Below are 20,334 nucleotides of genomic sequence, written 5' to 3' on the forward strand. Positions count from 1 at the left end.
GAGTTTATAGTTTTGAATTCCTTTAAGGACGAAAATAAATTATAATGATGATTGTCGTACATTAAAAGTGCCTATTTAAAAGCATACTAATAAAACTTATTATAGAGAGGTGAGGACATGAAGGAAGACCGTACATCTCCCTTTCAAATTGATTTCAAATTACTTTTTATCCTTTTTTGTATTGCCGTTGTTAGTTATCTTGCAATTACTAGTGCAATGCCAAGCCTTCCTGCAAATCTAAGAAACATCAATTTCGCTGGACAACAAATTAAATGGTATATCATTGGACTTGTTGGTATTGCCTTTATTATGATTATTGATTTTGATCGATATAAAAATGTTATTTGGTATATGTATGGTTTTGGACTACTCCTACTACTTGGATTAGAACTGCATATTCCAGGTGCTAAAACCATCAAAGGTGCAACGGCATGGTACACATTACCTGGTATTGGTAACTTCCAACCATCTGAATTAATGAAAATTTTTATGATCATTATATTAGGAACGATTATTTCAAGACATAATGAAATGTACGCTGTCCGTGGAAAGAGAGAAGATATTTTACTTTTAGGTAAAATATTCGGTATTTCATTGCCTCCTCTACTACTGATTGCGAAAGAGCCAGACTTAGGAAATACAATGGTTATGTGTGCAATTATCGCAACAATGATTTTAATTTCTGGAATTCGTTGGCGCTATATTCTTGGACTAGTTGTATTAACGATTGGCCTTGGTGCTTTCATGGTTTATCTATACTTTTATCATTTTGAATTTTTCACATCACATGTGCTCGAGGAATACCAGTTAAATCGTTTTTACGGCTGGTTAGCACCGTATGAATACCCTTCTCAAGGTTATCAGCTTACTCAGGCATTAATGGCAGCTGGTTCTGGTTTACTTACAGGTAAAGGGTTCCATAACGGTGAAGCATACTTCCCTGAACCACATACAGATTTTATTTTCACAGTAATCTGCGAACAATACGGGTTCATAGGAGCAAGTGTAGTAATTTCATTATTCTTCTTATTAATTTATCGAATGATTCATATTGCTTTAGAAAGTAACGACAAATTTGGTAGCTATCTTTGTGCTGGTGTAGTCGGAATGTTTACTTTCCAGATTTTCCAAAATATTGGTATGACGATCGGTCTATTACCGATTACAGGGATTACTCTACCATTCGTTAGTTACGGAGGAAGTTCTCTAGCAACTAATCTTCTAGCAATTGGATTCATCCTTAATGTAAGATCTAGAACAAATAAGTATATGTTTGACTGATAGAGTAGAAATACAAAAAAAGGACAGGGGTAAAGATCTAATGAAGATCTTTACCCCTTCTTTTTTTATATTAGCAATCCACTTCTTGCAAAATTCTTTTACGCTGCTTTTTTGGGCATACTACGATTATTACTAGTTTAAATAACAGACTAAAAGGATTGATAGGATGAAATACGACATTATAGGCGATATTCATGGTTGTTATAATGAATTTGTTGAATTAACTAAAAAACTTGGTTATTCGTGGGAGAATAATATACCCGTTCACCCTGAAAATCGAAAGTTAGTTTTTGTTGGTGATTTAACGGATCGTGGACCTAATTCGCTTGCGGTTATAAAAGTAGTATATGAACTTGTGATGAAGCATAAGAAAGCACATTATTCACCAGGGAATCATTGTAATAAACTTTATCGTTATTTTCTTGGTCGCAATGTAAAAATTCAACATGGACTTGAAACAACAGTTGCTGAATTAGAATCAGTTAGTGGTAAAGAGAGGAGCCATTACCTGGCATCGTTTAAAAAACTTTATGAAGGCTCCCCACTTTATAATGTTTTAGACAATGGGAAATTAGTTGTTAGTCATGCTGGTATACGTGAGGACATGATTGGTAAACATTCAAATAATGTTAAAACATTCGTTTTATATGGAGATATTAATGGAGAAGTGCTCCCAAATGGGATGCCTGTAAGAAAAGATTGGGCTAAAGAGTATAAGGGTAGAGCATTAATTGTTTATGGTCATACTCCAATTAAGGAGCCAAGAGAATTAAATAATACAATTAATATTGATACTGGCGCTGTCTTTGGTGGTAAACTAACAGCATTTTCATATCCAGAACATCAATATACCCAAGTACAATCTTCAATGCCATACATTGAAGAAAAATTTAGTTTTTACGAAGAAAAAAATGAGCAGAGTTTAGGAAAATAGATACAAAAAAAGTAGGTTTCTGATCGGAACCTACTTTTTTGCTGATAATGTAAGCGCTCACTTATCAGCTTAATATATTAGTCTCTTCCATCCCCATGGAGAAACACTACATACTAAAAATAATCTATTATTCATATATTGTCAATAAATTATACAAAATTTAGACAAATTTATTACTTGACATTCACGATTCCAATAACCTCTCTAAATCAGCAGGTAAAGCGGTTTCAAAGTTTTTTTCCGTATGATCAATTGGATGAACAAATGACAATTGATAACTATGCAACGCCTGCCTTTTTAATCGATCAGTATTACCTCCATATAAGTCATCCCCGATTAATGGATGTCCAATCGAAGACATATGCACCCGGATTTGATGTGTTCGACCCGTTTCTAATTCTAATTCAACAACTGAGTAGTCCCTATTTACTAAAAGGACCTTATAATGTGTGATTGCTTCTTGTCCCTCTTCAGAAACAATTCTCTCGATAATACTATCACTTTTCCTAGCAATCTTTGCTCGTATTACACCTTCTGTATCATTCATTTGCCCATGAACAATTGCTAAATATTTTCTTTTTACATTTTTTAATTCATTTTTCGAAAACAAATAATGAATATAACGATTTTTGGCAACTAGCATTAAACCCGAAGTATCTTTGTCTAATCGAGTTACAATATGGATGGTCGATTGGAGCCCAATTGTTTGATAATAAAATAATAATCCATTTGCAAGGGTACCCTTAGGATGCTCCCTAGAAGGTATACTTGGTATTCCAAAAGGTTTATTGATGACTAATACAGCATCATCTTCATAAACAATTTCAAAAGGAATATCTTCAGCTATAAGATCCTCACTTGGTATCTCGATTGGAAAATAGATTTGTACAAGATCTAATTCTTTTAGCATCGTACGGACAGTTTTTTCTTCACCGTTAACTGTAATTTTTCCACCTTGAAATTTTATATCTGTGAGAGCACGTTTAGAGAGCTCCATTAATTTAAGAAACTCTCTAAGTAAAATTCCATTATGCTCTTTTTTTACTTCCCATGATAAACTAAATTGCTTCATATTCTCCACCATTTTATTTAACAAAAGAATCAACGACACGCTTCCAAAATGGAAAAGGTCTAAAACGTGCAAATCGTACTTTTTCATGAGCTACTCGACATTGAATCGATTTAACATCTTGGTGTACGATTGTTTTATGATCTAATGTAATTTGAAAATTTGCGTTTCTTACAGGTTTAAGTAAGCAAGTATGATGTTTAGGTAAAACAAGAGGTGAACCAATTGTACGAAAAACTCGATTATTAATTGAAGCCATCTCAGCAATTTGAATCGCTTCAATTGATGGATGAATAATTGCTCCACCAAGTGCTTTATTATACGCTGTACTACCTGAAGGTGTAGAAATACAAAGACCGTCACCTCTAAATGTCTCAAAATGCTGACCTTTTATTTCAACATCAATCACTAATGTACCTTCAAGACCTTTTATCGTACATTCATTTAAAGCTAATGTTTGCATTTCTTTTCTTCCATCCTTATAACGGATGATAACTTCCAATAAAGGATATTCAACTACTTGAAATGGAGTCTTAGCAATTGCAATAACAAGCTTTTCTACCTCACTTGGTACCCAATCAGCGTAAAACCCTAAATGCCCAGTATGAACCCCTACGAAAGATACTTTATCGAGAAGATGAGTGTAATTATGAAAAGCATGAAGTAAGGTTCCGTCACCACCTACAGATATAGCAATTTCAGGCTCTTCTTCATCAAATTTAAAATTAAAACTCTCTAAATAATCTCTCATTCGTTTCGTCAGTTCATTGGACTCTTGATCGCCCTTAGACATAATTACGAATTTCATTTTCTCGCCCTTTCCTTATTGGTCGTTTTTTTTCGAAAACTCTGCTTGCGCTTCTTGAATCTCTCCTCTAATAAGGGACATTTCTTCATCTAATAGAAACGCTGCTTCAGCCGCTCTTTGTAATCGTTCATGAATATTTTCAGGATATTTCCCTTTATACTTATAATTTAAAGAATGCTCTATTGTTGCCCAAAAATTCATTGCAAGAGTTCTTATTTGAATTTCAACTAAAACTTTTCGTTCACCTTCAATTGTTTGAACTGGATATTCAACAACTACATGATAAGAACGATACCCGCTATTCTTTTTATTTGTAATATAATCTCGCTCTTCGACAATTGTAAAATCTTTACGTTTACGAAGAAACTCCACTACATTTTTAATATCCTCTACAAATTGGCACATCATTCTAAGACCGGCAATATCCTGTAATTCAGTTTCTAAATTTGCTAAAGGAATTCCTTTTCTTATTGTCTTATTAACAATACTGTGAATAGGCTTAACTCTCCCAGTTACAAACTCAATTGGGGAATGCTGATTAGTTTCTTCAAACTGTTTTCTAATCCCTTTTAACTTTACTTTCAATTCACTTACTGCTTGTTCATAAGGTGCTAAAAAACTTTCCCATTGACCATTCATCCAATCACCACCAACTTACTTCTCTTCTAAAAATGCAATTTGAACTTGCTTAACAAATTCTTCTCCATAGTTAAAATTACCTTCAACATTTTGGATTAAATAAGTTAACTCTTCATTCCAATTATTTAGTGAAAGACTCTTTTCACCGACCTTTAAAAATACGTTTAAATTTTGATCATTTGCTTTTTTCAAGTCCGACCAATACTTGTAAGGCACTGTAACATATACAAATTCTTCATTTTCTTCTAATATATACAATAGTGAACCTTGGTCTGAGTCTGCAATCATTGTTCCTACTTCATGACACTGTTCTAAATTCATTTTTGTATCGTCTATTAACAGAAACAAACCATCTTCATTTATATTTATTCCATTTATTTCCAACATTTTTCTCATCACTAAAACCTCAACCTTTTTAATGTATGTAATTTATTTAAATTTGACCATTTCTATTGTAACATATCAAATAGAAAATAGACGAAGACAAGCACATTCAATAACAAAAATATTACTAAAAATAAGGAGCTAATTATGGCTAAAGAAATTGAAATTGAATTTAAGAACTTATTAACAAAAGAGGAATTTGAAAAGCTTAAATCATATTTCCAAGTTAGCGAGTCAAGTTTCCAATCACAAACTAATTATTATTTTGAGACACCTGATTTTACAATTAAAGAACATGGTGGAGCGTTAAGAATCCGAAAAAAGTCACTAACTTCATTTACATTAACTTTAAAAATAAAACAAGCAGTCGGACATTTAGAAATTAATCAAAATATTAGTGAAACTGAAGCATCAACTATGCTAAAAACATTCATTCTTCCAGATGGAGAAGTAAAAGATTATATCAACGAAGTAAAATTAAACTTAAATGCCCTAGAATTAATAGGTGATTTAACAACAAACAGAGCAGAATTTCCATATGAAAATGGACTCTTAGTTTTAGACCATAGTACATATTTAAACTACGAGGATTATGAGTTAGAATTCGAAGTTTCGGACGAGAACATTGGTAAACAGCAGTTTATCAATCTGTTAGAGAATCTTCAAATTCCTCAACGTAAAACATTAAATAAAATTAGACGTTTTTTTAATGTTAAACAAGGAAATCAAGCTAACTGACATATGAGCAAATAGTTACTTTCAAACGCCGGAGAAACCTAAAGGGTATATTTCGGCGTATTTTAGTATGTAGCCGATTTTATCAATCTATTTATTGAAAGATAGCAGATTTCACTCATCTTTTTAACCGATTAACTAAAGTTAAAGCTACTTTGCTAGTTTGCCATTTGAAAATAACTACTTTTGTCCAATTTTTTCGTCAACATGCCTTAACCGGTATGGGTTATTAATTTCTTTTATTTGCTATTCCTGGGGTTTTGATTGCAGTATTGTTATTTTTTTTTGCGATTCTCTAATTTTATTTGCAGTTCTGACAATTTTTTTTTTGAAAACGAATCCTCATTTATTTGCACAGATGATCTCCTTATTTGCAGTTCTCTAATCCATATTTGCAGACCAGACTTTTTCCTCGGTTCCGTTTCACAAATTTATAATGTGATCCGCTCAGACTTCTGGCCCCCCTTTTTACTTCCTTACTCAAATGAATTAAGGAAATATTAATAGATTAATGAAAAATAGTGCATCATATTTGAAATATTAACTATCCGTTGCTACAATACCATTAGAGATTAAACGTGTTATATCTTACAAATTAATTTTCAAGTCTGTTATAGTACGGACTTATGAATTGCATTAAGGGTGAAATATATGAATGACAAACAATATAAAAATGAATCAATCACGCTTCCCGAGCAGTATTGTACAAAAAAATCGATTGAATTGTATGTATTCATAGATCCACTTTGTAGAAATTGTTGGGATTTTAGTACAATTTTAAAAAAGTTTCACTTAGAATATGGCCAATATTTTTCATCTACTTATATTCCAGTTAATCGATATTACACAACTAAAAAACTATTAGAAAAACGACCTTCTCAGCTTGCATTCGTATGGGAGAAGACAGCTAGCAGATCGGATATCCTTTGCGACGATCACTTATGGATTGATAATAAAGAACTTTACCCATACTACTCTGCAATCGCATTAAAAGCAGCTGAGCTTCAAGGTAGAGTAGCTGGCGTTAACTACTTAAAGAAGTTACAAGAATATTATTTCTTGAAGGATTTAGACATTACAGATCAAGATGTTCTTATCGAATGTGCTAAAGATATAAATATTGATGTAAAAGAGTTTATGGAAGATTTACACAGTACCCACTCTATTAAAGCTTTGCAATGTGATATTAAAGTTACGAAAGAAATGCATGTAACTGAAATTCCAAGCGTTGTATTTTTTAATGAAAATATTGAAGAAGAAGGTTTGAAAGTTTCTGGTTTTGAAAGCTATCAGACTTATGTAAAAATATTAGAACTAATGACTAATACAAAGTTAGAAAAACGAGAACTACCTGATTTAGCTGAATTTATTAAATTCCAACCATTTGTTACGATTAAAGAATTATGTATGATTTACGAACAATCTACTCAATGTATGGAGCTAGAATTAAAAAAATTAATCCTACGTAGAAAAGTTAAGAAAATTGTTCAAAAAGATCAAATTTATTATCAGTATGTTGTGTAAGAAACAAAAAAAGACCTAGCTTCCGCTAGGTCTCTTTTTTGATGTAATATTTTACATCAAGGGGATGGGAGAAATTTTCACGTTCAACAAAGGGGTATTTGTGTTTGTGAAGTAATTCACACCCTTATAATACAATTTATTTTAGAGTTTGGCAACCATTTGAGAAAAATTTCACATTTTAGACACAAAATAATAGGTATAAAGATATAGAAAAAGTTAGGATAAAAACAAACACATATAGGTATGATGCTACATGTGTTTGTTTAAATAAGTTATTCGTTAAATAAAAGTTCTTCCATTTCGTTTAACATTTCTTCAAATACTTTCAATGCTTCTACGATTGGTTGTGAAGAAGTCATATCAACGCCAGCTTTTTTCAATACTTCAATTGGATAATCAGAGCTTCCTGCTTTTAAGAATCCTAAGTATCTTTCAACTGCTGGCTCGCCTTCTTCTAGAATTTGTTTTGAAAGTGCTGTTGCTGCACTGAAACCTGTTGCATATTGATAAACATAATAATTGTAATAGAAATGAGGAATTCTACTCCATTCTAAACCAATTAACTCGTCTATTACGATCTCGTCACCAAAATATTTTTGGTTAAGCTCGTAATATGTTTTCGTTAATAAATCTGGCGTTAATGCTTCACCGTTTTGAGCTAATACGTGAATCTGATGTTCAAACTCCGCAAACATTGTTTGACGGAATACAGTTCCTCTAAAAGTCTCTAAATAATGATTTAGTAAATAAAGTCTTTGCTTAGGATCTTCAGTATTTTTTAGTAAATAATCATTTAAAATCGCTTCATTACAAGTAGAAGCAACTTCAGCTACGAAGATTGAGTAATCTCCGTAAACATAAGGTTGATTTTTACGAGTATGATAACTATGCACTGAATGACCAAATTCATGTGCTAATGTAAATAAGTTATTTACATTGTCCTGCCAGTTCATTAGGATATATGGATTTGTACCATACGCACCAGAAGAGTATGCTCCGCTACGTTTTCCTTTGTTTTCTACAACATCTACCCAACGGCTTTCATATGCCTCTTTTAGAATTTCAACATATTCATCACCTAATGGTTTTAATGCTTTTAATAAAATTTCTTTTGCTTCTTCATACTTAACTTCCATTTTTACTTCTTCTACTAATGGAGTAAATAAGTCATACATATGAATTTCATCAAGCTTTAACGCTTTTTTACGAATAGCAATATAACGATGTAATAAATTTAAATTATCATTTACAGTAGAAACTAATTGATCATAAACAATTTCAGGAATTTCGTTATTACTTAATGCTGCATGACGGGCATTATCATATTTTCTAACTTTCGCTTTGAAATTATCTTTCTTTACAGCGCCACTTAAAGTACTTGCAAAAGTGTTTTTATACGCATCATACGTATGATAAACTGCTTCAAAAGCATCTTTTCGAACACGACGATTTGAGCTTTCTAAGTAGTGAATATAACGACCATGTGTGATTTCTACTTCTTCACCATTCTCGTCTTCAATCGTCGGAAATTTTAAATCCGCATTATTTAACATACCAAACGTATTACTAGAAGAAGATAACACTTCAGAAGCTTGTGCCATAATTTCCTCTTCAGCTGCTGAAAGAACATGTGGTTTTTGCTTTAAAATTTCTTCTAAAGAGTGCTCGTACAATTTCAGTTCATTATTTTCATCAATAAATTTTTTCAATGTATCTTCTGAAATTGTTAATAATTCAGGCACGAAGTATGACATTGCACTTCCAGCCTTAGTGTATAGATTTTTCGCACGATCATCTAAAGCTTGATATGTAGAATTTGTTGTATCTTGATCGTAACGCATATGAGAGTATGTATACAATTTCCCTAATAAAAACGAAATTTCATCCTGTTTTTTCAATGCATTTAAAAGTGTTTGAGATGACTCACCTAATTTACCTTTAAACTCTGAAAACGATGGGATTAATTCAAGTACTTTTTTATACTCTGCTTCCCATTTTGCATCCGTTTCATAAATATCTTCCAACTTCCAAGTTAATTCTTCTTGAACTTCACTTCTAGTCGGTAATTTTTTAACAGCTTTTTGTTCTAGCATGTCTGATCCCCCTAAAATTATTATTAGTATTAATAACATTCCGGTGTCTGATATTAATAATCATTTGAATCAGTTCTTGCATTAAACAACAAATCAAATGCTGTATTAGTGCTCAGACAGTCTTCATCCAATGCTTGTTGGAATGATGATGGAATAATAGCATTAGCTATCTTCATTATTTTACCATTTTTAATACGTTTTACGATTCTAATTTTTACTAAAAAGTCAATATACTTTTCTACACATTTCTCCAAATTATCAATTTCATTATCTTGAAATTGATTAACTCTCCATTTACCATTCTGTACTTCCATTTTTACAGACTGATTTATTTTATCTATAAAGATTAGTTGTCCCATTTCTACTTCATGAAAAAATTGAAAATATATTTGCCCCTGCCAAAATATACAATGTTCTTTAATTATGCAGTTACTTTCTAAAGGGACTCCAATTACTGCCGGAAAATAATTAATATTTGCATTGTATAAATACTGTTTAAAAACCATTAAATTACCTTTCGTATGCAAATGTTGATATAGTCTAAAATCCTTTTTTAAACGGTTCCATTTTGATACAAATACCTTTTTATCAATTCTATTTGGTGATAAAAATTCCTTAAGACTGAAATTATTTATTGGAAATACGTCCTTTTGACCAATATATTGGACTGGAGAAAATGCTATTAATGAGGAAAGCACTGTAAATGACTTTAATGTAGGATTATAGAAGAGAAGTGAAAAAACGTTAATTCTAACAAGTGAATAAATAGAAAGGGAATTAATGTAGAAAGATGACCATCTTTTTTGATTTAATAGTTTGTCATTTAGGATCCACAAAACTTTCATTCCACTATCTTTAAAAGAGTTTGTCCTTTTTTTCATAATATCTAAAGGAATAACTGAACATTGATATTCAACACATATTTGAAGAGTATTTAATCTAATAAATAAATCAGGTCTTTGATTTAATTCAGGTATATATTTTTCAACCTCAACATTTACATTAAATCTTTTAAAAAATTGATACAAAGCAAACTTCCCTTTATAATGGTCAATACTCTCTTTTTTCTCATTATCACATTCAGTCAAATCTATATGCGCAAAATGAGTTACCCTCTTAACTCCAATTTTGAGCCTCACTTGCTTTTTACAAATTGGGCAAAAGTATGGTCCGTTTTGCTTTAATCTTACTAAATCCTCCGTCGTTTTAACTTCAAATAAATTGATAGTATGCCTTTCTGTATTTAATGCTACGATCATGTTTATCCTACCTCCTTTCCAAATTTACTTCACTATCCATTTCGTATTTTCCTTCAAAAAAATTAAAAACGATTTTTCAAATAAAAAACCTACCAAATTAAATTTTCTATTTGGTAGGTGACTATATGAAATATTATAAAAATGTTCTATCAATGTTCTATCAATTAGATAGCTCATTATAAAAGTGGTGCCATTAATCTCGATAATGATTCAAATATCCTTTTGTATATTGGTCTCTTTTTAAAATCATTAAAAATAATTGCTTCAGAATCACGGATATCATTATTAAAATCATTAACTAACTGATTAATACTTTCTTCTAAATATAAAAATGCAGTGACCTCGAAGTTTAAACGAAAACTTCTCATATCCATATTTGCCGTTCCAACAGATGCGATTTCATCATCTACAATCAATATTTTACTGTGTAAGAATCCTTGTCTATATTCATAGATTTCGACACCAGCTTCTAATAACTCAGGAAAATATGAACGCGAGGCATAAAATACGATTTTCTTATCGGGACGATCAGGCATTAGAATTTTTACTTTGACCCCACCATTTGCTGCAACTTTAAGAGCAGTTAAAATATCTTCATCAGGAACAAAATATGGTGAAGCAATGTAGATACTTTTCCTTGCACTTGTAATCATCGCAAAAAACAACTCTTTTATCACTTCATGCTTTCGGTCTGGTCCACCAGAAACAAGTTGAATTGCTCCTTTGGATGAATAACTACTAGCATTAATGTCAAAGTACTCTTTGTCATCAATTAACTCATTCGTCATATAATACCAATCTTGCAAGAATATGAATTGTAGTGTTCGTACACCTTCTCCATTTAGGTATAGATGGGTATCTCGCCACTTTCCAAAATATTGGTCTTTCCCTAAATACTCATCTCCAATATTTAAGCCGCCAACAAATCCTACATTCGAATCTATGACGATAATTTTCCGATGGTTTCGGTAATTTATCGTATCGTTTAAAACTGGAATTTTAACTGGAGAAAATGGAAGTATTTCTACACCAGCTTTTCGTAAGTCTTTTACAAAATTTCTTGATAATTTCCAACTACCTACAGCGTCATAGAGAAATCGAACCTTTACACCATTTTGTGCCTTTTCAATTAGAATATCTTTTAGTTGATTCCCAATCTCATCATTTCTTACGATATAGAATTCGATATGAATATGGTGCATTGCTTTTTTTAGTTCCTCAATTATTTTTGGAAATGTTTCACTTCCGTTTGTAAGAACTTTTGTAAAAGTATTCATCGTGACTGGTGTATTACTCTGTTTAGCTGCGATATTTATTAGATACTCTAACTTTTGATTTTGTGCTATAAATTCTTTCACTTCTACATCTTCTGATCCACTAATTAAACCATTTGCATTTTGATCATTAATTGCCTTTTTTCGATAGACCATTTTCTTTTTGTAATTTTGTCCAAAAATTAAATAAAAAACAAAACCGAATAACGGGAAAATAGCTAAAAGTATAATCCATGTTAAAGTTCTAGCAGGATTTCTATTTTCTAGGAAAATAATAATCGATACACCTATAGCCGTTATCGAGAACATTATACTTATTAATCTAAAAATAGTAGATTTTTCAAAAAATGCAAAATTCATTAACCAAATGAATTTTATAGTTGGAGAAGCAAAATATAAAATGCATACAACAATTGATAAAAATATTAAAATCTTTAATCGAAATTGCATCAATATTCTCCTTTATAAAGAAAAGAAACCGATCCCTAAGGCATCGGCTATTACAGTAATGGAAAAATTGATTTAAAATGAGGTAAAGCTGTTTTTTCATAAATCAATTTTCCGTATTCCTCTAAAACATGTATAGTTACTTTTGAACGATGACCATATTCAAGTAACATTGATGATAAGTAATCGACTTGAACTTCATCAAGCAATTCTTCTTCAAATTTAACATAAAGATAGTAATAATCTTGGAAGGAATAAAGTGTAGTTTCAAATGATTCTTGATTAACAGCATGCGATAAAGAAATAATGTCTTCAAAATTTTTAAAGGATAGAATAAGTTCAGTTTCCTCTTCATCCATCGCTTCAAAAATATCGTCATCATCATCTTCATCTGAATCATCGTCATCATCTACAGAGATAAATGGAATTTCTAAATTCTTTTCTCCTTCACCTAAATTCACTTCTACTTTTTTGCCGTCTTTAGAAATCACAGCTTTTGTTACAACAACTTCTAACCCCTTGTCTAGTGCCTGTACCTGAATCCATAGGGGGCCACCAGCAATGAATTCCTCAGTCAAATGCGCTTCATCAATTAATTCCCAGAAAAGCTCTTCACTTCTTTCTCGATCTAACCATACTTCATCTTTAGAGAAACCTCTCTCCTCGATGTCTAAGTAGGATATGGAGAACTTAAACGTATTTTCATTAATTCTTTCTATTTCCATTTGTTTTCCCCCTCCTTTAATGAACAACAAGTAATTGCGTTAGACGAAATAGAATAAATAAAGTAAAAGAAATTTATGTTAAATATAAAATTCTGAAATAGTAAATTAGAAAAATAATCTTAAAAATTTAGCTTTAATAAGTAAATTTTTATCTATCTTACCATGAAAATTTATTAAATGCGAATAGTAACTACATTTATATTTTATGATACAATTTAAAATTTTGGAAATAAAATTCACCTATTTTTTAAAAATCATCATATACCTATTAATATTAGGACAATCATTTAAAGCTTTTAATAAGAGAGGTGAATTCATGATAGATCTTCATTATATATGGTCCTTTTTAATGATTGTAATTATAGACATTGTTTTAGGTGGAGATAATGCTATTGTCATTGCTTTAGCATGTAGAAAATTACCATACAAGCAACGTAACATAGCGATAATTTTCGGTAGTATTACCGCAATTGTTTTACGAATTATCCTAACTATAGGTGCAATTTACGTCCTTAAAGTCCCATTCTTGCATTTAATCGGCGGAATATTACTTTTGTACATAGCTTGCAAATTAATTATTCAGGAGGATGATAACCCTTCTATAAAGGAGAACTACACAGTTTTCCATGCAATTCGTACAATTGTGTTTGCTGATTTAGTTATGGGGATTGATAATGTATTAGCAATAGCTGGGGCATCAAACGGAAAGCCATCATTAGTCATTTTAGGTCTTTCCATCTCAATTCCAATTATTATTTGGGGAAGTAAAATCGTTTTATGGTTTTTAGAAAGATATCCAATATTGAGTTTTGTAGGGGCTTCGGTTCTTTCAATAACAGCTAGCAAAATGTTAATAGACGAGCCATTTATCAGTCAATATATAAACGGGCGGAACGATATGGAATTAATTGTTGGTTCATCTTGTATAATCTTCACTATTGTTATAGGTTATTATTTTAATAATATTCGGTACCGTAAGCGAACATCCTAATAGTTGTTAAAAAAAGCTGTAAAAAGTATGCATTTAACTTTTTACAGCTTTTTATATAATATGAATAAGTATTTGTTCAATATGATTGAGAATCTTAATCAAGAATTGTAATTTTTTTCACAATTCAAAACGTAGATTTACTCATTAACTAAACGTTGCGCTTCACGTAATTGATATGTGCGAACTGAACGCGGTAAAAATCTTCTAATTTCATCTTCATTATAACCAACTTGTAAACGTTTCTCATCAATAATAATCGGTCTTCTAAGTAAACCAGGATATTTCTGAATGATTTCATATAAGTCTTGTAAAGGAAGACTTTCTAAGTCTACATTTAATTCTTGGAAAATTTTTGATCTTGTTGATATAATTTCATCAGTACCACTTTCAGTCATACGTAAAATTTGTTTAATCTCATTAATTGATAATGGTTCTGAAAAAATATTTCTTTCTTTATAAGGAATATTATTATCTTCTAGCCACATTTTTGCTTTTCGACAAGACGTACAACTTGGTGAATTATACAAAATTACCATTTTGCTCTCCCCCTAACTACTCTTTTAAATAAAAGTAATATAGTTATGTGTATTAATTTATAAGAATTGGTTATTTATAATTAGTTTAATCTACCACCATATGTTCACATTATACAATATTGTGCAAAATAAATATATACAAATTTGTAAAAAAATTTAAAAAAACCTATACAAAAGGTGTACAATTTTCAGTAAATTTATAAGTAAAATATAGGCTAATTTCTTTATACATTTTTCGTATGTGAAAACTGCTTTTCACACCATAAACCTCACTATCCGTAAATGAAACCTGCTTCCTAGTTTCAATCCGAACTTGCAGTCTTTTACCTTCCCGCGGCATTTCCTAAAGTAGTCAACTACTCCTTTCGTTTCACACAACTTTAGTCCTAAAAGTTACAATACTAAAAGCCAGATTACTTTATAAAAAGCCCTAAAATAATTATTCGGAAAAAGCTTATTTATTCTTTCTATTTCCCAAAATTTTTAATACAATAATAGTAACGCTTACATTCCTAGGAGGCTAATCTTATGGCAGCTTACATAACTGATCTATTGATAGTTGCAGTGTTAGTAATTGGAATTACTGCACTTAATGGTGTGTTTACAAACGCGATTGGCGAAAAAATATTTGGTAGAAGTAAAAAAAGTCAATTTGTTGATATGTCTGACAGAATGTCTGCAAACTTCAAACAAGTTGGTGGCCAAGGCAAGTTCCGTAAAAAAACTTATTAAGAACAGTATTATAAGAAATTTTACGATTAAAAAAAGGGCAAATGCCCTTTCTTTTTTTTGCCTTGATAAGGTTTAGTGTATAACCAATGTAGAATGATTAAGGTCACTAGTTCGTCATACGGTACAGTACATTGAAATATTAAATTCAGGGGCTTTGAATTAAAATTCGGTTATCATTGTACACTCTGGATTAATTTTCTTCTAAGCTTGTCCTACCATTATTATACCTTGCCTTATCTACACTTATCATCATAAAACCTCCACCTTAATTTCCCCTTAACTTGTATGAATACTTAATGGTTAAGATAATTTCGGCTTCTGTTTTTTTACTTGCCACTTGAACTTTTTTTGATACTTACTCATAGACCTCTCATGAGGAAGCATTTTGCTTCTTTTGCTGTTTTACTTCCCCATGAACCTCTCATGGGGAACCTTTTGCCTTTCTCCTTACTCATGACCCCAGTAGCCTAATCTCTACTTAATCCAATAAAAAATCCTAGTGATAACCTCACTAGGATTGATTTATTATTTATACATTTGTTGATAATTCTTAAATTCTGCTTCTGAGCAAAGTACGAAATGTCCAGGACGAACTTCACGTAATTTTGGTTGTTCGTTTGAATAATCGTGTTGTTTTGGATCATAAACGATACGTTTACGATTGCGCTCATAATCAGGATCTGGAAGCGGAATTGCTGATAATAATGATTTTGTGTAAGGATGCATTGGGTAATCATATAATTCATTACTATCTGCAAGCTCAACAATTTTACCGTGGTACATTACAGCGATACGGTCACTAATGTACTTAACCATTGATAAGTCATGGGCGATAAATAGATATGTTAAACCTTTTTCCTTTTGAAGCTTTCTCATTAAGTTTACAACCTGAGCTTGAATTGACACGTCAAGAGCTGAGATTGGCTCATCGGCGATAATAAATTCTGGTTGAACAGCAAGTGCTCTAGCAATACCGATACGTTGACGTTGTCCACCTGAGAATTCATGTGGGAAACGGTTAGCGTGCTCTTTATTTAAACCAACTGTTTCAAGTAAGTCATAAACCATTTTCATGCGCTCTTCTTTGTTACGAGCTAAGCCATGAATATCAATACCTTCTGCAATGATATCTGCAACTTTCATACGCGGGTTTAATGAAGCGTATGGATCTTGGAAAATCATTTGCATACGACGGTTAAATTGCTTAAGTTCTTTACGACTTTTCTTTCCATGTACATCTTTACCATCGAAAATTACTTGTCCATCAGTCGCATCATATAATCGAATGATTGAACGTCCAGTTGTAGATTTACCAGAACCTGATTCACCTACTAAACCGAAAGTTTCTCCACGGAAAATGTCAAATGTAACATCGTCGATTGCTTTAACAGTTGTTTTACCTGTATTAAAGTATTGTTTTAAATTTTTAACTTCAACTAATTTTTCTGCTTTATTTGACATTTACTTCACCTTCCTTCATTCGTTGAATACGCTTCATAACGGCTTCAGGTGGGTCAACTTTTGGAGCATCCTCATGTAATAGCCATGTTGCAGCGTAGTGTGTATCAGACACCTTAAACATAGGAGGTTCCATTTCATAGTCAATTTTTAAAGCATTTGGATTACGTGGTGCAAACGCATCACCTTTTGGAGGATTTAATAGATCCGGTGGTGTACCAGGAATTGCTACTAATTCTGCTCCTTGTTCGTTATCTAAATCCGGCATTGAAGCTAAAAGTCCCCAAGTGTAAGGATGTTTTGGATTGTAGAAAATATCGTCTACAGTTCCCATTTCAACTACTCTACCTGCATACATAACTGCAACTTTATCTGCAACGTTCGCTACTACACCTAAATCATGTGTAATAAAGATAATTGCTGAATCAGTTTTTCTTTGAATTTCTTTCATTAACTCAAGAATCTGAGCTTGAATTGTAACGTCAAGAGCTGTTGTTGGCTCATCGGCGATTAATAATTTTGGATTACATGCTAACGCCATTGCAATAACAACACGTTGTCTCATACCGCCTGAGAATTGGTGTGGATATTGTTTAAAACGAGCTTCAGCATTTGGAATACCTACAAGATTTATTAATTCTATAGCAATTTTCTTTGCTTCAGTTTTACTCATTTTTTGATGCTTTATTAGACCTTCTGTTATTTGGTACCCAATCGTTAATACTGGATTTAAAGAAGTCATAGGATCTTGGAAAATCATTGAGATTTCTTTTCCACGAATATTTTGCATTTCTTTATCGCTTAATTTAGCTAAATCTTTTCCATCGAATAAGATTTCACCGCTTTTAATTTTACCTGGAGGATTTGGAATTAACCCCATTAATGCTTTAGAGGTAACTGATTTACCTGAACCAGATTCACCTACAATTGCTAATGTCTCACCTTTTTTAAGATCAAATGAAACTCCGCGTACTGCTTGAACTTCACCAGCATGAGTATAAAAGGAGACACACAGATCTTTTACTTCTAATATTTTACTCATAGTTCATTCTCCCTTCAAAATTACTTACTCATTTTTGGATCTAAAGCGTCGCGTAATCCGTCAGCAATTAAGTTGAAACTTAAAATTAATAAGCTGATTACAACCGCTGGAATAATCATCATATGAGGGAAAGTTTGTAATGATTTGAAGCCATCACTTACTAACGAACCTAATGATGCTTTTGGTGGTGCAATACCTAAACCAATGAAGCTTAAGAACGCTTCAGAGAAGATCGCACTTGGAATCGTGAACATCATCATTACGATGATTGGACCCATAATATTTGGAATTAAGTGTTTTGCAATTAATTGAGTATTTGTTGCACCTAAAGTTCTTGATGCTAATACGAATTCTTGATTTTTTAGTTTTAGCATTTGACCACGTACGATACGGGACATACCTACCCAACCTGTAATTACCATCGCTAATGCGATAGAAAGAATACCTGGGTTTTTAAATACTAAAATGAATAAGATTACTACGATTAGATATGGAACACCCATTAGGACTTCAGCAATACGTTGCATGATTGTATCTGTCCGACCACCAAAGAAGCCTGAAATACCACCGAAAGCTACACCAATTACCATATCAATTACTGCTGCTAATAAACCGATTAAGATTGATACTCGAGCACCAGCCCATGTTCTTGTGAAAAGGTCACGACCTAAATCATCTGTACCAAACCAATAGTTTTCTTTAATATTTTTGTTTTTATAAACATCATTCCCATATTGATCAATACCGTCAAATGGTAAGAATTTTACGTTTTCTAATACACCAATTTTTGGTGGTAATTTTGATCTTTTTAAGTCTTGGTCTTTATATGAGTGACCACTCATCATTGGACCAAACAATGTAAAGAATAATAAGATACCAAGGATAATAAATCCTAACATTGCACCTTTATTTTTTTTGAAACGTCTTCTTGCATCTTTCCAGAAAGAATCCGAAGGTCTTGAAATTTTATCTGCATTATTCAAATCTACGTTTGCAGGTTGGAATAAATCTGATGAAATTTTTTGAGCTGTGTTGTTGTTCATTATTTATTTACCTCCTGCTAAACGGATACGTGGATCAATTACACCGTATAAAATATCTACAAAGAAGATTACGATTAGTAATAATGCACTATAGAAAATTGTTGTGCCCATAATTACTGAGTAGTCATTTGTTACAATTGAGTTAACGAATTGAGAACCTAGTCCAGGTACAGCAAACATATTTTCAATAACTAATGTACCAGTCATTAAGTTTACAGCCATTGGACCTAAAATTGTAACTACTGGGATTAATGCATTTCGTAGTGCATGCTTAATGATTACGCCTACTTGAGAGATACCTTTTGCTTTTGCTGTTACGATATACTCTGAGTTCATAACTTCGATTAACTCAGTTCTTGAGAAACGAGCTACAGTTGCTGTTACGAATACTGACAATGCAATTGTCGGTAGAATCGTGTATTTAAAGCTTTCCCAATATGCTACCGGGAACCAATGTAATTTTACTGCTAAGTAGTACTGTAAGATTGCCCCGAAAACGAAAGACGGGATGGAAATACCTAGGACTGCTAGAACAGTAGAACCATAGTCAAAAATTGTATTATTTTTTAGTGCTGCTACGATACCGAAGATTAATCCGATAAATGTTCCTAATAATAGTGCTTGAGCACCTAATTGAGCTGATGGACCAATACGAGTTGAAATCATATCAGTTACTTTACGATTATCGTATTTATATGAATCTCCTAAATCACCTTTAGCAAGATTCTTCATGTAATTTGCATATTGTACAGGAACTGGCTTATCTAACCCATATTTCACAAAAATAATTTGTTTTTGTTCAGGTGTTAATTTCTCTGGGTTTTTTAATGGAGAACCTGGTAACAACTTCATTAAGAAAAATGTAACAGTACAAATCAAAAATAGTGTGACAAACATGTAAATAAATCTCTGTAGCACGTAACGTCCCACAACTGCACCCCCCTATTAATTTAAAAAATATTTTTTTTATTTTTTTTTATTTTTTGATAATTCTTTTGTAAAAATGAGAGCATTTGGATTTTTCCCTATTTGGATCTACTCCACATACTCTTTCGTACCAATTATAATTCTGTAATTTTTTTCGGTAATTTTTTCGATCGATTTAACTTCTTGTCCATATTATTCTCAAACATGGGATTAATCATTTAATCCTTTTTTTTCATTTGTTGTAAAATGGTGTAAATTTTTGCTTAAGCTTTTTTCCCCAACAATGTAAGCGTATTCGCAATGACGCTTTTGGTCAATATTTTTTTACCGGAAAATTCTAAATTATTATTCTAAACAGATTATTTCTTACAAATTTCTCCTTATTAATTGAGCTAGGATCCTTATAAAAAACAGCTTAATTAGATATTTATTC

Annotated in this window: 19 protein-coding genes; 6 read left to right on the forward strand and 13 right to left on the reverse strand. The window is 31.8% G+C overall.

Annotation, left to right across the window (positions count from 1 at the left end; genetic code table 11):
- Positions 1-117 precede the first annotated feature (117 nt).
- Positions 118-1,281, forward strand: a complete 1,164-nt coding sequence (locus COI44_RS09520; protein ID WP_098427717.1) for an FtsW/RodA/SpoVE family cell cycle protein — start codon at positions 118-120, stop codon at positions 1,279-1,281.
- 166 nt (positions 1,282-1,447) lie between these two features.
- Positions 1,448-2,215, forward strand: coding sequence for a bis(5'-nucleosyl)-tetraphosphatase PrpE (gene prpE, locus COI44_RS09525; protein WP_098427718.1), 768 nt, complete (start codon positions 1,448-1,450; stop codon positions 2,213-2,215).
- A gap of 184 nt (positions 2,216-2,399) precedes the next feature.
- Here prpE and COI44_RS09530 read toward each other — a convergent pair whose 3' ends face one another.
- Genes COI44_RS09530 through COI44_RS09545 form a run of 4 tightly spaced genes read right to left on the reverse strand, consistent with a single transcriptional unit; the run spans position 2,400 to position 5,127 of the window.
- The gene (locus COI44_RS09530) at positions 2,400-3,287 is read right to left on the reverse strand and encodes an RluA family pseudouridine synthase (RefSeq protein WP_098427954.1); all 888 of its coding nucleotides are present in this window, start codon (positions 3,285-3,287) and stop codon (positions 2,400-2,402) included.
- A gap of 13 nt (positions 3,288-3,300) precedes the next feature.
- Entirely contained in the window at positions 3,301-4,092 is a 792-nt protein-coding gene (locus COI44_RS09535) for an NAD kinase (protein WP_097973651.1), read from the reverse strand.
- 15 nt (positions 4,093-4,107) lie between these two features.
- Entirely contained in the window at positions 4,108-4,731 is a 624-nt protein-coding gene (gene yjbM / locus COI44_RS09540; protein WP_098427719.1) for a GTP diphosphokinase, read from the reverse strand.
- 15 nt (positions 4,732-4,746) lie between these two features.
- On the reverse strand, positions 4,747-5,127 hold the full coding sequence (locus tag COI44_RS09545; protein WP_098427720.1) for a UPF0738 family protein: 381 nt from the start codon (positions 5,125-5,127) through the stop codon (positions 4,747-4,749).
- A 135-nt stretch (positions 5,128-5,262) separates the two neighbouring features.
- Here COI44_RS09545 and COI44_RS09550 point away from each other — a divergent pair, with 135 nt between their 5' ends.
- The gene (locus COI44_RS09550; protein WP_098427721.1) at positions 5,263-5,853 is read left to right on the forward strand and encodes a CYTH domain-containing protein; all 591 of its coding nucleotides are present in this window, start codon (positions 5,263-5,265) and stop codon (positions 5,851-5,853) included.
- A gap of 648 nt (positions 5,854-6,501) precedes the next feature.
- Positions 6,502-7,374, forward strand: a complete 873-nt coding sequence (locus tag COI44_RS09555; RefSeq protein ID WP_098427722.1) for a DsbA family protein — start codon at positions 6,502-6,504, stop codon at positions 7,372-7,374.
- A 272-nt stretch (positions 7,375-7,646) separates the two neighbouring features.
- On the opposite strand, the gene pepF is transcribed toward COI44_RS09555, so the two are convergent.
- The 4 genes from pepF to mecA all read right to left on the reverse strand — a co-directional run bounded on the left by pepF (position 7,647) and on the right by mecA (position 13,172).
- Positions 7,647-9,467 carry an oligoendopeptidase F gene (pepF, locus tag COI44_RS09560; protein ID WP_098427723.1) on the reverse strand — a complete coding sequence of 607 codons (1,821 nt, stop codon included), beginning with the start codon at positions 9,465-9,467 and terminating at the stop codon, positions 7,647-7,649.
- 53 nt (positions 9,468-9,520) lie between these two features.
- Positions 9,521-10,726 carry a competence protein CoiA gene (locus COI44_RS09565; RefSeq protein WP_098427724.1) on the reverse strand — a complete coding sequence of 402 codons (1,206 nt, stop codon included), beginning with the start codon at positions 10,724-10,726 and terminating at the stop codon, positions 9,521-9,523.
- A 176-nt stretch (positions 10,727-10,902) separates the two neighbouring features.
- Positions 10,903-12,450, reverse strand: coding sequence for a cardiolipin synthase (gene cls, locus COI44_RS09570; protein WP_098427725.1), 1,548 nt, complete (start codon positions 12,448-12,450; stop codon positions 10,903-10,905).
- Positions 12,451-12,500: 50 nt separating this feature from the next.
- Positions 12,501-13,172, reverse strand: coding sequence for an adaptor protein MecA (mecA, locus tag COI44_RS09575; RefSeq protein ID WP_098427726.1), 672 nt, complete (start codon positions 13,170-13,172; stop codon positions 12,501-12,503).
- A gap of 319 nt (positions 13,173-13,491) precedes the next feature.
- Here mecA and COI44_RS09580 point away from each other — a divergent pair, with 319 nt between their 5' ends.
- On the forward strand, positions 13,492-14,163 hold the full coding sequence (locus tag COI44_RS09580) for a TerC family protein (protein WP_098427955.1): 672 nt from the start codon (positions 13,492-13,494) through the stop codon (positions 14,161-14,163).
- A 137-nt stretch (positions 14,164-14,300) separates the two neighbouring features.
- Here the strand turns inward: COI44_RS09580 and spxA are convergent, their stop codons facing one another.
- Positions 14,301-14,699 carry a transcriptional regulator SpxA gene (gene spxA / locus COI44_RS09585; protein ID WP_056473638.1) on the reverse strand — a complete coding sequence of 133 codons (399 nt, stop codon included), beginning with the start codon at positions 14,697-14,699 and terminating at the stop codon, positions 14,301-14,303.
- Between the two features lie 528 nt (positions 14,700-15,227).
- Here spxA and COI44_RS09590 point away from each other — a divergent pair.
- Positions 15,228-15,431, forward strand: coding sequence for a hypothetical protein (locus COI44_RS09590; protein ID WP_069032985.1), 204 nt, complete (start codon positions 15,228-15,230; stop codon positions 15,429-15,431).
- Positions 15,432-15,956: 525 nt separating this feature from the next.
- Here the strand turns inward: COI44_RS09590 and COI44_RS09595 are convergent.
- The 4 genes from COI44_RS09595 to opp3b are packed head-to-tail and all read right to left on the reverse strand — an operon-like array spanning position 15,957 to position 19,904.
- Positions 15,957-16,892, reverse strand: a complete 936-nt coding sequence (locus COI44_RS09595) for an ABC transporter ATP-binding protein (protein ID WP_098427727.1) — start codon at positions 16,890-16,892, stop codon at positions 15,957-15,959.
- Positions 16,882-17,931: an ABC transporter ATP-binding protein gene (locus COI44_RS09600; protein WP_098427728.1), complete on the reverse strand. Its 1,050-nt coding sequence runs from the start codon at positions 17,929-17,931 to the stop codon at positions 16,882-16,884. Before COI44_RS09600 ends, COI44_RS09595 begins: the two co-directional genes overlap by 11 nt.
- A gap of 20 nt (positions 17,932-17,951) precedes the next feature.
- A complete protein-coding gene (gene opp3C / locus COI44_RS09605) occupies positions 17,952-18,974 on the reverse strand; it encodes an oligopeptide ABC transporter permease (RefSeq protein ID WP_098427729.1) in 1,023 nt (340 codons plus the stop codon).
- 3 nt (positions 18,975-18,977) lie between these two features.
- Complete coding sequence (opp3b, locus tag COI44_RS09610; RefSeq protein WP_098427730.1) at positions 18,978-19,904, reverse strand: oligopeptide ABC transporter permease; 927 nt, start codon at positions 19,902-19,904, stop codon at positions 18,978-18,980.
- Positions 19,905-20,334: the final 430 nt, after the last annotated feature.

The organism is Bacillus sp. AFS088145 (genome assembly GCF_002564465.1).
Classification (GTDB): Bacteria; Bacillota; Bacilli; order Bacillales; family Bacillaceae_G; genus Gottfriedia.

Bases quoted from the DNA above. Each gene is read 5' to 3' on its own strand.
- COI44_RS09565 (WP_098427724.1), bottom strand. From the start codon at position 10,726: ATGATCGTAGCATTAAATACAGAAAGGCATACTATCAATTTATTTGAA.
- COI44_RS09555 (WP_098427722.1), top strand. From the start codon at position 6,502: ATGAATGACAAACAATATAAAAATGAATCAATCACGCTTCCCGAGCAG.
- prpE (WP_098427718.1), top strand. From the start codon at position 1,448: ATGAAATACGACATTATAGGCGATATTCATGGTTGTTATAATGAATTT.
- COI44_RS09535 (WP_097973651.1), bottom strand. From the start codon at position 4,092: ATGAAATTCGTAATTATGTCTAAGGGCGATCAAGAGTCCAATGAACTG.
- COI44_RS09530 (WP_098427954.1), bottom strand. From the start codon at position 3,287: ATGAAGCAATTTAGTTTATCATGGGAAGTAAAAAAAGAGCATAATGGA.
- COI44_RS09590 (WP_069032985.1), top strand. From the start codon at position 15,228: ATGGCAGCTTACATAACTGATCTATTGATAGTTGCAGTGTTAGTAATT.
- COI44_RS09595 (WP_098427727.1), bottom strand. From the start codon at position 16,892: ATGTCAAATAAAGCAGAAAAATTAGTTGAAGTTAAAAATTTAAAACAA.
- spxA (WP_056473638.1), bottom strand. From the start codon at position 14,699: ATGGTAATTTTGTATAATTCACCAAGTTGTACGTCTTGTCGAAAAGCA.
- COI44_RS09520 (WP_098427717.1), top strand. From the start codon at position 118: ATGAAGGAAGACCGTACATCTCCCTTTCAAATTGATTTCAAATTACTT.
- COI44_RS09545 (WP_098427720.1), bottom strand. From the start codon at position 5,127: ATGAGAAAAATGTTGGAAATAAATGGAATAAATATAAATGAAGATGGT.
- COI44_RS09600 (WP_098427728.1), bottom strand. From the start codon at position 17,931: ATGAGTAAAATATTAGAAGTAAAAGATCTGTGTGTCTCCTTTTATACT.
- COI44_RS09550 (WP_098427721.1), top strand. From the start codon at position 5,263: ATGGCTAAAGAAATTGAAATTGAATTTAAGAACTTATTAACAAAAGAG.
- mecA (WP_098427726.1), bottom strand. From the start codon at position 13,172: ATGGAAATAGAAAGAATTAATGAAAATACGTTTAAGTTCTCCATATCC.
- cls (WP_098427725.1), bottom strand. From the start codon at position 12,450: ATGCAATTTCGATTAAAGATTTTAATATTTTTATCAATTGTTGTATGC.
- yjbM (WP_098427719.1), bottom strand. From the start codon at position 4,731: ATGAATGGTCAATGGGAAAGTTTTTTAGCACCTTATGAACAAGCAGTA.
- pepF (WP_098427723.1), bottom strand. From the start codon at position 9,467: ATGCTAGAACAAAAAGCTGTTAAAAAATTACCGACTAGAAGTGAAGTT.
- opp3C (WP_098427729.1), bottom strand. From the start codon at position 18,974: ATGAACAACAACACAGCTCAAAAAATTTCATCAGATTTATTCCAACCT.